The following is a 15221-nucleotide window of genomic DNA, read 5'->3' on the forward strand; positions in this document are numbered from 1 at the left end:
AGTACAGCCAAACCGCCGTCGCGATGATCTCGGCGGGATAGCGGTAGCCGGCGTAGCGGGGATCGGGGTGCGTCGTCATGCCGTCCCATACCCCGCACGGCCCGCCCCGGCAAATGGGTGATCAACAAGTTGACGGTGCCCACAGGACCTTTGCCCGAGGACCGAGCTGCTGGTTCGCTGCAGCCTATGCACGCTCGTGCGCGGCCTGCGTCGACACCGGCTCCGCCCGGGAACGGGAGGGTGCACCAATGCGGAAGCAGGCCACGTACAGCGCCGGCAGGAACAGGAGGGTGAGCACCGTGCCCACGATGATGCCACCCATCATCGCGTAGGCCATCGGCCCCCAGAACACCTCGCGCGAGATCGGGATCAGCGCCAGGCTCGCCGCTGCCGCGGTCAGCAGGATCGGCCGCGTCCGGTGCACGGTGGCCTCGATCACCGCATCCCATGGCGCCACGCCCTTTCGGCGCAGGTTCTCGATCTCCACGACGAGGATCACCGAATTGCGGATCAGGATCCCGATCAGCGCCAGCACGCCCAGGATAGCGACAAAGCCCATGGGTGCGCCGCTGGGCAGCAGTGCCGCCACCACGCCGATCAATCCGAGCGGGGCCACCGCCACCACCAGGAACAGCCGGGAGAAGCTCTGTAACTGGACCATCAGGATCGTGGCCATGGCGAACAGCATGAGCGGGACCACGGCCGCGATCGGCCCCTGCGCCTTGCCGCTCTCCTCCACCGGCCCCGCCACCGCCACCCCGTAGCCGGCCGGGAGCGCCCGGGCGAACGCCTGAACCTTGGCTTCGAGCTGCTGGACAACCGTGGCAGGCTGGGTTGCGTCGAGGATGCTGCCCTTGAGCGTGATCGTCGGCACCCGGCTGCGGCGCCAGACCATCGGCTGCTCGAGCTCATACCGGAAGGTCGCAATCGCTGCCAACGGCACGGATTGGCCGTCCTTGCCCGGGAGTTGCACGTTCTGGAGCGTCTCGATCGATTGCCGCTCGGCAGCCCGTGCGCGGCCCACCACGTCGACGAGGTAAATCTCGTCGCGCACCTGGGTGATGCTCGTGCCGCCCACGATGCCGTTGAGGGAACCGGCAATGTCCTGGGACGTTACGCCGAGCTGGCGCGCCTTGTCCTGGAGAACGTCGACCCTCACCACCCGCGCGGGCTCGTTCCAGTCGAAGGTGATGCCGCTGACCAGGGGGTGCTCGTCCACAATGGCGGCGAGTTGCCGTGCATAGTCCCGGACCTTCTGAATGTCCGGGCCGCTCATGCGGTACTGCACGGGCCGGCCAGCTGGCGGCCCCAGCGGAAGCAAGTCCACGTAAACGTCCAGGCCGGGGAAATCCTGCCGGGCGACCGCCCGGAGCTTGGTCTTGACGCGCTCACGCGCTTCGATGCTCTTGGTTACGATGATGATCTGGCCGAAGCTGGGGCTCGACGGCTGCACGTCGATGGAAAGGATGAACCGCACCGCGCTTTCGCCGACATACGACGACCAGTGATCGATATCGGAGTCGCCTTCGAGCCTCGTCTCGAAGCGGTCCATCTGTGCCTTCGTCTCAGCGATCGAGGCGTTCTTCGGCAGGGTAAAATCGACGACAAGCTCGTTGCGGTCCGACGACGGGAAGAACTGCTGCTGGACGAACTGCATGCCGTAGATCGAGGCGCCGAACATCGCGACCGTCACGCCGATGGTCAGCCAGCGCCAGCGTATGGCGCCGACAAGGATGTGCGACAGCACGGCCCCGAGGCGGCTCGGCTTGTCATGATGCTTTTTCATCGTCTGTGGAAGCAACGTCACGCCGAGCAGGGGCGCGAACAGCACCGCGACGATCCACGAGAGCACCAGTGAGACGGCGATCACCACGAACAGGGTGAAGGTGAACTCGCCGGCGGCGCTGTTGTTGAGGCCGACCGGGATGAAGCTCGCAACGGTGACCAGCGTCCCGGTCAGCATCGGGAACGCAGTGGAGGTGTAGACCGCGGTGGCGGCCTTCTTCAGGTTTTCGCCCGCCTCCAGCCGCGCCACCATCATCTCGACGGCGATCATGGCATCGTCGACGAGAAGGCCGAGCGCGATGATGAGGGCGCCGAGCGAGATGCGCTGCAAGGAGATCCCGGAGTACTGCATGACGATAAAGGTCATGGCGAGCACGAGCGGGATCGACAGCGCGACCACGAAACCGGCCCGGGCGCCGAGGCTCACGAAGCTGACGACCAGCACGATCGCCACAGCCTCGAACAGAGCCTTGGTGAAGCCGCCGACGGCCTCCTCGACCACCACGGGCTGGTCGGCCACGAGGTGCACGCCGACCCCAATGGGCAGGTCGCCGATGATCCGGTTCATCTGCTCCTTCAGCGCCTCGCCGAACTCAAGCAGGTTCGCGCCGGACTTCATGCCGATGGAAAGGCCGATCGCCGGCTGGCCGTTGACACGGAACAGCAACTTCGGCGGGTCAGTGTAGCCGCGGCTGATGGTGGCGACATCGCTGAGCCGGAAGAAGCGGTCATTGATGCGAAGGTTGAGGCTTCGCAGGCTTTCCTCCGACGTGAACTGTCCGGTCACCCGGACGCTGACGCGTTCGGGCCCGGCCTGGATGACACCGGAGGGCGCGATCGCATTCTGAGCCTGGAGCGTCTGCACCACATCTTGCTGGCTGATGCCGAGGGCGGCGATCTCGCGCGTCGAGAACTCCAGGAAGATCACCTCGTCCTGGGCACCGATCAGGTTCACTTTGCCGATGTTCGGTACCGTGAGCACCTTGGCGCGCACATCCTCGACGTAATCGCGCAATTGCCGCTGCGTCAGCCCGTCCGAGGTGAACGCATAGACGTTGCCGAACACGTCGCCAAAGCTGTCATTGAAGAAGGGCCCCACGACGCCGCCGGGAAATTCTCCCTTGATGTCGTTGACCATGTTGCGGACCCTGACCCAAGTGCCGGGCACATCACGGCCCTTGGTCGTGTCCTTGATGTTGACAAAGATGGTGGTCTGGCCTGCCGTGACCTGGCTGCGGGTGTAATCGAGGACCTCAAGCTCCTCGAGCTTCTTCTCGATCCGGTCGGTGACCTGGCGAGCTGTGTCCTCGACCGTGGCGCCGGGCCACTGGGCGGTGATGACCATGGTCCTGATGGTGAAGGCCGGATCCTCCTCGCGCCCCAGGCTCATGTAGGCCAGGGCACCCGCGATGGCGGACACGATCATGAAGTACCAGACGAGGGAGCGGTGCTCGAGCGCCCAGTCGGACAGGTTGAAGCGGCTCTTCATCAGGGGGTCTCGTCTGCGATCTTGACTGTCTGGCCGGGAGTGAGGCTGTTCACGCCGGCGGTGACCACGCGGGCGCTGGGCGTGAGTCCGTTTGCGATCCGAATGGAGGACCCGTTCCGTGCCGCAATGGACACGTCCTGCGGCGACACCGTTTTGGTTGCAGGATCGACGATCCAGACCAACGTCCGGCCGTCCCGCTCCAGCACAGCCGAGGCCGGCAGCTCGATGCCGGGAAGGGCCTGGGTCGTCACCATCGCGGTGACCGTGGTCCCGATCCGGAAACTCTCCGGGGGCTTGTCGAGCGTGATCCTCACCCGAACCGTGCGCGTGACCGGATCCGCCTGCGGGGCGATCTCCCGCACGGATCCGGTGCTGCGGATGGATGGATCGAGCTGCAGGGCAACGTCAAAGCGGGTCCCTTGGCTGAGGCCCCGCCCAACGCTTTCGGGCAGATCGATGATCGCCTCGCGCACGTCCGGACGGGCCACCGAGACCACCGTCTGCCCCGGCTGGACCACTTGCCCGGGTTCGGCCCCGACCGCGGTGACGACTCCGTCGAAGTCGGCGCGAAGATCGGTGTAGCCGAGTTGCTCCTGCGCCTTGGCGAGGTTTGCCCTGGCGCGCGAGACCCCTGCCTCGGCTGACTCCCGGGCCTGCCGGGCGACATCGAACTGAGCCTCGGAGGTGATGTTCTGCTGAAGCAGCGTGCGCTGGCGGGCTTCCGTGGCGGCCGCATTCTCCAGTTGGGCGGTGGCGCTGGCGAGATCGGCCTGCGCCGACCGCACCGCAAGCTGGTAGGCGACCGGATCGAGCGTGGCCAGCCGCTCGCCCTTCTGGATGAGGTCGGCGACGTTGGCATCTCGGCTGACGATTCGCCCCAGCACCCGGAAGCCAAGATCGGACCTGTACCGGGCCTCGACGGTTCCCGAGAACCCCACGATCCGCTCGGACTGTGAGGCGACGACGATCGAGAGAACGGGCCTGGGGACAGGTGCCTCGTCGTGCTTCTGGTCCTGGCAGGCGGCGAGCAGGCCCACCGCGCCCATGGCGGCGAGGGAGGTCAGGACGGGCTTCATTGGACCGCCCCCCCGGCGAAGGCGACAACCTGACCAGGCCGCAGCAACTGGGCCCCGCCGGTCACAACTGTGTCGCCCGGTTGGATACCCGCCCGGACCATGATCTTCCCGGTTTCGTAGGCTTCAATGGCGATGGGCTTGAGGAACACCGCCCTGGTTTGCGGGTCGACGATCCACACGGCCGGCTGGCCGTTCCCGGAGGCAAGAGCGTTCCATGGGATCACCACGAGCTTGCAGGGTTGAAATCGGCCTTCGCCGATGACCGCGGCGCCCAGCGTCATGGCAGCCGGCGGACGCTCGATCGTGACCTTGGCCCTCACCGTTCCATTGGAGGTGTTCACGGTCGGGGAGACCTCGCGCACGGTGCCCGTTGCCTGCACGGTCGGATCGGACACCAGCGTCAGCTCAATGGCGGGGTTCGCGAGTTCACGGGTAAAGAACGATTCGTGAAGGTTGAACACCGCGACGCGCGGTCCGTCCCGGGCGATCGAGAAGACGGCCTGCGCCGCCTGCACGACCTGCCCCGCCTCCACGCTGCGGGCCGTAATCACGCCGGGAGCGCCCGCCCGCAGAACCGTGTAGGACAGTTGCTCCCGCGCGGTGCCAAGCTGGGCCTTCGCGGTGTCGAGCGACGCCTGGGCCGTGCGGAAGGCCTCCTCGGCCTGGTCGTGGTCCCGCTGGGTCGTGAAGCCCCTGGAAAGAAGGGATTTCTGGCGCTCGAAGGCCGAGGCCCCCTGGCGCATGACCGCCTCGGTGGCCCGAACGGAGGCCTCGGCGGCCGTGACGCTGGCCTGCTGCTCCTGCGGATCGATCCGGGCCAGCACCTGATCGGCCGTCACGTGATCGCCGACGTTGACCAAGCGTTCGGCAACGCGGCCGCTCACCCGGAACGACAATTCGCTCTCGACCTGCGCCCGGATCTCGCCCGTAAGCCGGACCGTGGGTGCATAGTCCGTCAGCGTGGCCGTCTCGACCCGCACCATGGTTTGGGGCTTCTCCGGCTGGCTTGCCTGCTGCTGGCAGCCCGCCAAGCCAGCCACGGCCAGGACCACCGCCCAACAGGCGCATCTCCGCCTTCGATAGCCGTATCTCATCCCGATTTCTCCGCTCGTGCCGCAGGCCACCACTGAAACCATGACATGCTTGCGCGGGAGATCGGCGTCCAATATATTGTTTCAGGCCGTGCGATTGGAAAAACATATCAATGGATCTGCGGCAGCTCCGCTACTTCATCACTACCGCCGAAGAGCTGCACTTCGGCCGCGCCGCCGACCGGCTCCACATTGCGCAGCCCGCCTTGAGCATCCAGATCAAGGCCCTGGAGGACACCCTGGGGGTGCGGCTTCTTGCCCGAACCAACCGGGTCGTGACGCTCACGGAGGCGGGCCGCCTGTTCCTCAAGGAGGCCCGCCGCACCCTCGATCAGGCGGAGCACGCTGCCGTCGTGGCCCGTCGCGCCGGCCGAGGCGAAATCGGTCGTATCAACATCGGATACGATGTTATTGGCGCCTGCTCGGGAGTTCTCTCGACGACCATCCGGCATTACAGGCGGCAAGCTCCCGAAGTGGAGCTAGGGCTCCACGAGATCCATCCGGAGACGCAGATCACGAGTGTGCTCGAAGGGCGGATCCATGTCGGCTTTGTCACCAGGCCGGCTCTCATGCTGCCTAAGGGCCTTGACGCCGTCCGTCTGGCGGAATGGCCGTTGCGCGTTGCCCTTCCGACCGACCATCCCCTTGCGGAACGCAGCCGCGTCCCGCGAGAGGCTCTTGTGAATGAGCCTTTCGTCGGCTTTACGAAGTCGGCTGGCGAAAACTACGGCTTGTTCGTGCGGCAAGTGGTCGGATTTACGCCGCGCATCGCATACGAGGCGGATAGCGGCTTCGCTCTTATAAGCGTTGTCGGCGCCGGACTGGGGATGGCGGTCGTCCCCTCATCAATTGCCTCGATCAATGTTGGCGAGAACGTGATCTACCGGCCGATTTTGGGCGTTACGGAGCAGATCGGGATCGATCTTGTGTTCCGCCGTGATGAGGAGGATCCCGCCGTGATCAAATTCCTTAGCATCATCCGCCAGAGTGAACGATAACGTCTGGCGTCTGGGGTTCACGAAGAAGGGAAAGCAGCGGGGCACGACGACCACCTGACCGCGGCCATGGAAGTCTCCGCTCTGGGTTTTCCGGATCTGCCGCTTCGGTTCTACGTCGAACATTATTGAGTTGAATGTTTTCGCCCTTCCTCGATGAGGCGCTCAAACAACCAGCGGCCTGCAGGACCAAGCGTCTTGGTGCGGAGGTGTGCACTAGCGAGCGGAGCCGTAAAACCAAAGACATCGGCAGCCTTGCGTTCAAGTTCCAGCTTCACCAGCCGGCCCTGCTGAAGATCGTCGGCGACCATGTGACTTGGCATGCCACCCCACCCGACACCCGCGAGCAGGAGCCGGTGACGCATATGGAGATCATGTATGCGCCAGCGATTGATGCCGTACCCCAAATGATCACCACTCGCCTGCGGCCCTGACGAGGACAGCATCAACTGTGTGTAGTCGCGCAGATCGTCCTCTTCCAGCAGGCGCCCGGCATTGGCCAAAGGGTGATCGGGAGCCGCCACCACGATCAGCGCCAGCATGCCGAACGTGCTGAATTCAAGCGCATCCATCTGCGGCAAAGCCGCCGGTGCGACCACAAGACCCAGATCGGCAGTGCCCTCATGGAGGGCAGAAAAACAGCTCTCAAGCGCCCTGGTCAAAAGCACAAGCTCCACCATCGGGAACTCGGCATTGAAGGCCTTGAGCCCCGCTGTAACGATGACGTCCGGCGCCGTGACATCAACCACCAACGTCAGCCTGGCTTCGACACCTGCCAACAAGCTGCGAGCCTGCCGGCGGAAATCGAAAACGCTTCCGACAATCCTTTGCGCTCGAGGCAGCAAAACGCGCCCTGCGTCTGTCAGGGTTGGCCGATAGGCTGCGCGATCGAACAGTTCGGTGCCCGTCTGCCGTTCGAGGTTCTGGATGCCGTAAGTGATCGCCGATTGGGCACGCCGCAAATGCCGGGCGGCAGCCGAGAAACTGCCCTGCTCCACGACGGTGACAAAGATCGTCAGCTGGTCGAGCGTGAGGCCATCTGTGGCAAGCTCCACGATCCAACTCCATCGCATTATCAGATCAAGACCTTCGACTCTTTATCGCTATTTTTTGAGCGAGTGAAGGCCTAGCTTCCCCTCGACAACGCGGATGCAGCGCTTTCCCGTCGAGCCGTTCGCCGCGCACCGCGATTTCGCAGCCATCCTCCTTGGGCTCAAGCTGGCCCGCTGATCACCACCCCTGAGCAACGGCGCTGGGGCGCCAATACGGAGCACATGAAATGACGACCGCTACGATGACGGTGCCTCGGCGCAACTGGTGGACCATCGGCCTCTGGGTAGCGCAGACCCTGCTCGCCGTCGCTTACCTGAGCGCGGGGAGCATGAAGCTGTTCCTGCCCATGGATGCCTTGGTCAGCATGGGCTTGCGCTATGTGACCACGATGCCCGAACTGTTTATCCGCTTCGTCGGCCTCATGGAGATCCTCGGCGCAACCGGCCTGATCCTGCCTTCGCTCACCCGCATCCTGCCGGTGCTGACCCTTGCCGCCGCGGTCGGACTGTCCGTCGTGCAGGTCGCTGCGATCATCCTGCATGCCACACGCGGCGAGACCGCCATGTCGCTCCCGGTCAATTTGGTGCTTCTGGCTCTTTCCCTCTTCATCGTCTGGGGGCGCACCAAGAAGGCCCGGATCGCCAGCCGCGGCTGAGGACAATCAGTGGAGCCGTGCCGCAGCGTGTTGCATCGAGGCGATGGCAGCAAGAGATAGCCCCACCCGCGCTGCTGACCCCGCCCGGCGTGCTGCGTCAACGCGCCGCCTTCCAATGCGCGATGGCGTCGCCGATGCCCCCCACATGGTCAGGCCGGCGCGTTGACGCAGGGCAGCGTCGTACGCGGCCCATGCCTTCAAGAGAAAGGAGAGTTCAAGTGAGCGCACGTCTGCCCACCTATTTCATCAGCCACGGCGGCGGCCCCTGGCCGTACCTCGACGGCCCGTTTCGCCGCATGTTTAACCAGCTGGAACAGTCGATTCACAATGTCCGGCGCGAACTCGGTAACGCGCCGCGCGCCGTGCTCGTCATCTCCGGCCATTGGGAAGAGAATGGCTTCGCCATCTCCTCAGGCGAGCAGCCGGGCATGGTCTACGACTATTCCGGCTTTCCCGAGCACACCTATCGCATTCGCTACAAAGCGCCCGGCTCGCCGGAGCTTGCGCGGCGCGTCCAGGAACTGTTAAGCGCCGGTGGCGTCCAGGCTCGGCTCGACCCGGAGCGGGGCTATGACCACGGGACCTTCAGCATCATGAAGCCGCTCTATCCGGAAGAGGACATCCCGCTGGTCCAGTTGTCCATCGACCGCAGTTACAGCCTCGAGCTCCATCTGCAACTCGGCCGCCTGCTCGCGCCGCTGCGTGATGAGGGCGTACTGATCATCGGCAGCGGTTTCAGCTACCACAACTTGGGCCTGCGCGGCAGCCACGCCGTCGAGCCCTCGCGAGTGTTCGATGCGTGGCTTCAGGAAACGTTGGTCACGGCAACTCCCGAGGAACGGACTCCCCTCCTCGTCGCATGGGAGCGTGCGCCGCTCGCACGAGCGGCTCACCCGCAAGAGGACCACCTCGTTCCGCTGATGGTGGTGGTCGGAGCTGCCGAGAAGGAAGCCGCGACGGTCGTCTACCACCAGAACGATCTATTCGGCGGGATCACTGCGTCTAGCTTCCGCTTCGGCGATGTGCTGACCGTTTACTGAACTCGATCTGTCAGAAGAAATATTATATCGACGCTCAATCTAAGCGAGGAATTCGTCCATCCGGACATTGAGCTGGTCCCTGTTTCCCGGCTCTCCCGCACTTTGCGTGGATTAGGCTGCGAGGAGGACACGACGGCGCAACAGATCGAAGCTGGCGCGTCCATACATCTGACGCTTGATCAGCTTCAGTTTGTTGACCTGAAACCGTCTCAAACCTGGGGGGCCATCATGCCGCCCGCCGGAATGGTCGGCGAGCGTATGGCTCGGCGGCGGTGTGGTCCGAGGCCAGCGTGCCGTTCATCGCGGCGGTGCGCACCTTCAGCATCCGGTGGGCGCCGTGCGGAGGCCAGCGCATCTGCTGGTTGGCGCCCATGCGCCGGTGCAGCAGGCGCTGGACCATGCTCTCGGTCGTCGCCGTGGAGATGGGCTCGCCCCGGTGCCGGGCGGCGGCGTAGTCGATGATCAACTCGGCCTGTCCCGCGACATACGTTTCCAGGGCGCGCAGCAGCGTTATCGTCTTCCGAACCGGCGGGCTATTGACGGTTTCCAGGTCAGCGTCGAGGTCGGCCAGGAGGTCGCCGATCAAGCTCAGCGCCCGTTCGGTCTGACCATGCCAGAGCCGCCAACGAACGTGGGCTACGGCGTCGTCCAGCGTCGTGGTCCGCTCCGCGGCGGCTGGCACCGCCGTGGCCCAGCCCTTGACCGCCTGCGCCACATGCTGGACCCGCATCGACAGGTGAAACCAGTCGAGGACATGGCGGATCGGGCCGACGCTGGCCGCGGCACCCAGGCAGCGGGGCCCTTCCGCGCCGTCGCTAAGGATGGTGACCGGCGTGTTCGCCGTCGCCCCCAGACGCCGCAGAACATGATGAAGCTGGCGCACTTGCCGGTCGGCCTCGGCCGGCATGCTGCTGAAGACGACCTCGCGCCCCTGATCGTTGCCCACCCGCGCGATCATCACCTCGAACGAGCGCATCTGGTAGGTCCGCACCGACTTCACGTGCCCCGCGTCGAGGGCCAGCGTGATCGCCTTGGCCGCAGACGGCAAACCCTCGTCCGACCGGACGAGCGCCGTCCGTTCGAGCCGAGCGCCGACCTGCAGCGTGCGCCGGCGAATGGTTTCGACCTCCGGAGCCGTGTCCACCGGCAGCAGTTCGGCCAGCAGCGCCTGCGCCCGCCGGTAGGGCAGAGCGCTGCCCATCCCCGACAGCATCCGTTCGTATTCCGGGGTGCAGCGGTCGGGCATGATCTCGGCGACCGGGGTCAGGCTGCGCCGGCAGGCCACGCCGCACCGGCAGGGGCCGAAGCGGGGCGCGCACACCTCCACCGTGCCGAACAGCGACACCAGACGGCGGGAGCGGTGGTCCTTGAGCGGGCGCGCCGCGCCGCAGTGGCTGCACCGGCGACGGTGGCGACAGTGCGCGTCGGCCTGGGCGGTGACCAGGACGTGCTGTACGCCGGCCAGGATCACCTTGCCCTCGGCCAGGCTCAGCCCGAGCGTCGCAGCCTGACCGACGGCGGAGCGCTCACCCTCGGAGGTCACGTGCTGCGTCACCGTGCCGTCCTCACCCGTCACCTCGACCATCACCCGCCACTTCATTGCGCCCCCGGGTTCGCTGCTTTCCCAGTGCGCTTTACCATCCTCCCCCCAGGTTTGAGACGGCTTCTGATCATTTATCAAATACGCTTCGCAAGTGCGATAATGTGCGCACATTAAATGCTATGAGTTTTAAATGCATATCGCTCTCAAGGTACAGATCACATTCCCGGATAGTTCGGCCCGCCGCCACCTTCGGGGACGACCCAGGTGATGTTCTGAGTCGGGTCCTTGATGTCGCAGGTCTTGCAGTGCACGCAGTTCTGCGCGTTGATCTGCAGGCGCGGGTTGGTGCCGTCCTCGTTGCGCACGATCTCGTACACCCCGGCCGGGCAGTAGCGCGTCTCCGGCGCGTCGTAGAGCGCCAAGTTCATCCGGATAGGCGTCTCCTGATCCCTCAGCGTCAGGTGCGCCGGCTGATCCTCCTCGTGATTGGTGTTCGACAGGTACACCGAGGACAGCCGGTCGAAGCTCACCGTGCCGTCCGGCTTCGGGTACACGATCTTCGGCGCCTCGCTGGCCTTCTTCAGCGTCGCGTGGTCCGGGTGCTTGTGGTGCAGCGTCCACGGCGACTTACCCCACGTCGCCGTCTCGTACGCCGCGTTGGCGAGGCCGGCCCACAGCCCCTTCTGGAAGCCCGGGCGGATGTTGCGCACCCGGTACAGCTCGTCCCACAGCCAGGACTGCTTGAGGCGGTCCGGGTACTCCGTCACCTCGCGGCCGTTGTCGCCGCCGTTCAGGTGCTCGAACACCGCCTCGGCCGCCACGATGCCGGATTTCATGGCGGTGTGGTTGCCCTTGATCTTCGGCACGTTCAGGAAGCCGGCGGCGTCGCCGACCAGCAGGCCGCCGGGGAAGGTCAGCTTCGGGATCGACTGGAAGCCGCCCTCGCTGAGCGCCCGCGCGCCGTAGGCGATGCGCCGGCCGCCCTCGAAGGTCGGGCGGATGGCCGGGTGCGTCTTGTAGCGCTGGAACTCCTCGAACGGGCTGAGGTGCGGGTTGTCGTAGTCCAGGCCCACCACGAAGCCCACCGACACCAAGTTGCCCTCCATGTGGTAGAGGAAGGAGCCGCCGTAGGTCTTCGGGTTCATCGGCCAGGCGATGGTGTGTTCGATAAGGCCGGGGTTCGCCTTGGCGGGGTCGATCTCCCACAGCTCCTTGATGCCGATGCCGTAGGTCTGCGGATCAACGCCGTCGCGCAGGTTGAACTTCGCCATCAGCGTCTTGGTCAGGCTGCCGCGGCAGCCCTCGGCGAAGAGGGTCTGGCGGGCGTGCAGCTCGACGCCGGGGGTGTAGTTGTGGGTGGGCTGGCCGTCCTTGCCGATGCCCATATCGCCGGTGGCCACACCCTTCACCGCACCCTTGTCGTCGTAGAGAACCTCGGCACCGGCGAAGCCGGCGTAGATCTCGACGCCCAGCTCCTCCGCCTGCTGGCCCAGCCAACGGCCGAGGTTGCCCAGCGAGATGATGAAGTTGCCGGTGTTGTGCATCTGCGGCGGCGTCGGCAGGCGGAACGCCTTCGTCTCCGTCAGGAAGAGGAAGCGGTCTTCCTTGGCCGGGGTGTTGAGCGGCGCTCCCTTGTCGCGCCAGTCGGGGATCAGCTCGTCAAGGGCGTGCGGCTCGAACACCGCACCGGAGAGCAGGTGCGCGCCCACCTCTGAGCCCTTCTCGATAACGCAGACCGACAGATCCTTGCCGCTCTCGTGCGCCAGCTGCTTCACCCGGATGGCCGCCGATAGCCCCGAAGGGCCTGCCCCAACGACGAGCACGTCGTATTCCATCACCTCGCGCCCAGTGCTCACGGACAATCCTTCCCAGAAGGTTCATGCGGGAAAATGCGGGCCGGGCGCCGAGGGACGCCCGGCCCAGTTTCCGCACCCGTGCGGGGGACGCCGGTGCGGCGGACACTTTCAGATGACCTGTTCGAATTCTGGCAACGCCTGGAAAAGGTCGGTAACGAGGCCGTAGTCAGCGACCTGAAAGATCGGCGCCTCCTCGTCCTTGTTGATGGCAACGATCACCTTGCTGTCCTTCATGCCGGCCAAGTGCTGGATAGCGCCGGAGATGCCGACGGCGATATACAGCTCCGGCGCCACGATCTTGCCGGTCTGCCCAACCTGATAGTCGTTCGGCGCGAACCCGGCATCCACCGCCGCACGGCTAGCGCCCACGGCGCCGCCCAGCCTGTCGGCCAGCTCCTCCAGAAGCTTGAAGTTGTCGCCCGACTGCATGCCGCGCCCGCCCGATACCACGACGCGAGCCGCCGTCAGTTCCGGCCGCTTGGACACCGTCAGGGTCTGATGGACCAGCCGGGATGCGCCACCGTTGCCGTCTGCGGCCACGGTTTCGATGGGCGCCGGCTCATTCTTTGAGGCTGCCGCCTCGAAGGCGGAGGTGCGCACGGTGATCACCTTGATGGGATCGGCCGACTGCACGGTGGCAATGGCGTTGCCCGCAAAGATCGGCCGCTCGAAGGTGTCGGCCGAGATCACGCCCGTGACGTCGGAGATGGCCTGCACGTCGAGAAGGGCCGCGACACGCGGCAGCACGTTCTTGCCTGATGAGGTGGCTGGCGCCAGCACGTGGCTGTAGCCCGGCGCCAGACGCGCCAGGAGCGCCGCAAGCGGCTCGGCAAGGCCGCTGGCATAAGCCGCGTCATCGGCCAGCAGGACTTTGCCAACACCGGCAGTCCTGGCCGCATGCTCGGCGACGGTCCCGGCGTTGCGCCCTGCGACTAGCACATGAACCGCAGCCCCGAGCTTCGCCGCGGCGGCAACGGCGGCTCGGGTAGCAGGCTTCAATTCCGCGTTGTTGTGTTCGGCAAGAACGAGAGACTGCATGGTCGATACCTTTTGCCCTATGGTCTTTATAGAAAGCCGAGCCTAGACAGGCGCGCTTCCTGTTCGAGGACGGAGCGGAAGAAGGGGCCTGCAATGATCGCCGCCACCTCACGCTGCGTCATGAATCGCATGTCCGATGTCTTCAGCAGGCTCCGCAGAAGCTGTACGGCGGAAGCGTGCAGGTGGCTTGGCAGAGAGCTGAACTCGGCCAGCGCCTCCTCGGCAATGCCAATATCATCTCCCACACTGGGGAAAGTTGTCATGGCTGCCCCTCGACTGCGCGTTGCCTGTCGCGACCAAATCAAATCACCCGCGCTTCGTTCTTAAGCTTGTCCACCAGGGTAGCGACATCAGCGATCTTGACACCGGCCTTGCGCTTGGCGGGCTCCACCACCTTCAGCGTCTTCAGCCGTGGCGCCATATCGACGCCCTGGCTGTCGGGCGTCACGGTGTCGAGCGGCTTCTTCTTGGCCTTCATGATGTTGGGCAAGCTGGCGTAGCGCGGCTCGTTCAGGCGCAGGTCGGTGGTGACCACGGCGGGGAGCGTCAGTTCCACCGTCTCCAGCCCGCCGTCGATTTCGCGGGTGACGGTCAGCACACCGTCACCGGGAACGACCTTGGAGGCGAAGGTGCCCTGCGGCCAGCCCAGGAGTGCGGCGAGCATCTGACCGGTCTGATTGCAGTCGTCGTCGATGGCCTGCTTGCCCAAGAGCACAATCTGCGGCTGCTCCTTGTCGACCAGCGCCTTGAGCAGCTTGGCGACGGCGAGCGGCTGGGTCTCGGCATCCGTCTGCACCAGGATGGCACGGTCGGCTCCCATGGCGAGCGCCGTGCGCAGGGTTTCCTGGGCGGTGGCCGGGCCGATGGAGACGGCGACGATCTCGCTGGCCTTGCCGGCTTCCTTCAGACGGACGGCTTCTTCGACGGCGATCTCATCGAAGGGGTTCATCGAGAACTTGACGTTGGCGGTCTCCACTCCCGTGCCGTCCGCCTTCACGCGGACTTTCACGTTGTAGTCGACCACCCGCTTCACGGGGACCAGGATCTTCATGGATGCTCCAGAAAGAATGGGTCGGCAGCGGCGATGCCGTCCGATCAGACGTGAATGGCGCGGCCGTAAGCCTCGAGCGCGGACTCGTGCATCATCTCCGACAGCGTCGGGTGCGGGAACACGGTGTGCATCAGCTCCTGCTCCGTGGTCTCCATGGTCTTGGCGACCGTGTAGCCCTGGATCAGCTCCGTCACCTCGGCCCCAGCCATGTGCGCGCCCAGCAGCTCGCCGGTCTTGGCGTCGAACACCGTCTTGACCAAGCCTTCTGGCTCGCCCAGCGCGATGGCCTTGCCGTTGCCCATGAAGGGGAAGCGGCCGACCTTCACGTCGTAGCCCTGCTCCTTGGCCTTCGCCTCGGTCAGGCCGACCGACGCCACCTGCGGGTGGGAGTAGGTGCAGCCGGGGATCGAGCGGATGTCGAGCGGGTGCGGGTGCTTGCCGGCGATGGCCTCCACGCAGATGACGCCCTCGTGGCTGGCCTTGTGCGCCAGCCAGGGGGGCTGGGTCACGTCGCCGATGGCGTAGACGCCGGGCTCGCCGGTGCGGCAG

Annotated in this window: 12 protein-coding genes and 1 pseudogene; 3 read left to right on the top strand and 10 right to left on the bottom strand. The window is 65.5% G+C overall.

The window, feature by feature from the left end; genetic code table 11:
* Positions 1 to 184 precede the first annotated feature (184 nt).
* Genes VED21_RS33425 through VED21_RS33435 form a run of 3 tightly spaced genes read right to left on the bottom strand, consistent with a single transcriptional unit; the run spans position 185 to position 5333 of the window.
* A complete protein-coding gene (locus VED21_RS33425) occupies positions 185 to 3274 on the bottom strand; it encodes an efflux RND transporter permease subunit (RefSeq protein WP_324890244.1) in 3090 nt (1029 codons plus the stop codon).
* A complete protein-coding gene (locus VED21_RS33430; protein ID WP_324890245.1) occupies positions 3274 to 4350 on the bottom strand; it encodes an efflux RND transporter periplasmic adaptor subunit in 1077 nt (358 codons plus the stop codon). The genes VED21_RS33425 and VED21_RS33430 overlap by 1 nt, the downstream gene beginning before the upstream one ends.
* Positions 4347 to 5333 carry an efflux RND transporter periplasmic adaptor subunit gene (locus tag VED21_RS33435; protein WP_324890246.1) on the bottom strand — a complete coding sequence of 329 codons (987 nt, stop codon included), beginning with the start codon at positions 5331 to 5333 and terminating at the stop codon, positions 4347 to 4349. Before VED21_RS33435 ends, VED21_RS33430 begins: the two co-directional genes overlap by 4 nt.
* 221 nt (positions 5334 to 5554) lie before the next feature.
* On the opposite strand from VED21_RS33435, the gene VED21_RS33440 reads away from it, so the two are divergent.
* Positions 5555 to 6439 (top strand): LysR substrate-binding domain-containing protein, encoded by an 885-nt coding sequence (locus VED21_RS33440; RefSeq protein ID WP_324890247.1) that lies wholly within the window; start codon positions 5555 to 5557, stop codon positions 6437 to 6439.
* 122 nt (positions 6440 to 6561) lie between these two features.
* Here the strand turns inward: VED21_RS33440 and VED21_RS33445 are convergent, their stop codons facing one another.
* A complete protein-coding gene (locus VED21_RS33445; protein ID WP_324890248.1) occupies positions 6562 to 7491 on the bottom strand; it encodes a LysR family transcriptional regulator in 930 nt (309 codons plus the stop codon).
* A 224-nt stretch (positions 7492 to 7715) separates the two neighbouring features.
* Here VED21_RS33445 and VED21_RS33450 point away from each other — a divergent pair, with 224 nt between their 5' ends.
* Both VED21_RS33450 and VED21_RS33455 read left to right on the top strand, forming a co-directional pair.
* A complete protein-coding gene (locus VED21_RS33450) occupies positions 7716 to 8144 on the top strand; it encodes a DoxX family protein (protein ID WP_324890249.1) in 429 nt (142 codons plus the stop codon).
* Positions 8145 to 8362: 218 nt separating this feature from the next.
* Positions 8363 to 9184: a class III extradiol ring-cleavage dioxygenase gene (locus tag VED21_RS33455; RefSeq protein ID WP_324890250.1), complete on the top strand. Its 822-nt coding sequence runs from the start codon at positions 8363 to 8365 to the stop codon at positions 9182 to 9184.
* A 226-nt stretch (positions 9185 to 9410) separates the two neighbouring features.
* Here the strand turns inward: VED21_RS33455 and VED21_RS33460 are convergent, their stop codons facing one another.
* The 6 genes and pseudogenes from VED21_RS33460 to VED21_RS33485 form a co-directional block, all read right to left on the bottom strand.
* On the bottom strand, positions 9411 to 10784 hold the full coding sequence (locus tag VED21_RS33460; RefSeq protein ID WP_324890251.1) for an ISKra4 family transposase: 1374 nt from the start codon (positions 10782 to 10784) through the stop codon (positions 9411 to 9413).
* A 158-nt stretch (positions 10785 to 10942) separates the two neighbouring features.
* Positions 10943 to 12562 (bottom strand): electron transfer flavoprotein-ubiquinone oxidoreductase, encoded by a 1620-nt coding sequence (locus VED21_RS33465; protein WP_324890255.1) that lies wholly within the window; start codon positions 12560 to 12562, stop codon positions 10943 to 10945.
* 129 nt (positions 12563 to 12691) lie between these two features.
* The gene (locus VED21_RS33470; RefSeq protein WP_324890252.1) at positions 12692 to 13621 is read right to left on the bottom strand and encodes an electron transfer flavoprotein subunit alpha/FixB family protein; all 930 of its coding nucleotides are present in this window, start codon (positions 13619 to 13621) and stop codon (positions 12692 to 12694) included.
* Positions 13622 to 13647: 26 nt separating this feature from the next.
* Positions 13648 to 13884 (bottom strand): hypothetical protein, encoded by a 237-nt coding sequence (locus VED21_RS33475; RefSeq protein WP_324890253.1) that lies wholly within the window; start codon positions 13882 to 13884, stop codon positions 13648 to 13650.
* Positions 13885 to 13922: 38 nt separating this feature from the next.
* On the bottom strand, positions 13923 to 14672 hold the full coding sequence (locus tag VED21_RS33480) for an electron transfer flavoprotein subunit beta/FixA family protein (RefSeq protein WP_324890254.1): 750 nt from the start codon (positions 14670 to 14672) through the stop codon (positions 13923 to 13925).
* Positions 14673 to 14716: 44 nt separating this feature from the next.
* A pseudogene (locus tag VED21_RS33485) lies at positions 14717 to 15221 on the bottom strand (dihydrolipoyl dehydrogenase); the annotation flags it as partial.

Origin of the sequence: Azospirillum sp. (genome assembly GCF_035627195.1) — a bacterium.
Classification (GTDB): Bacteria; Pseudomonadota; Alphaproteobacteria; order Azospirillales; family Azospirillaceae; genus Azospirillum.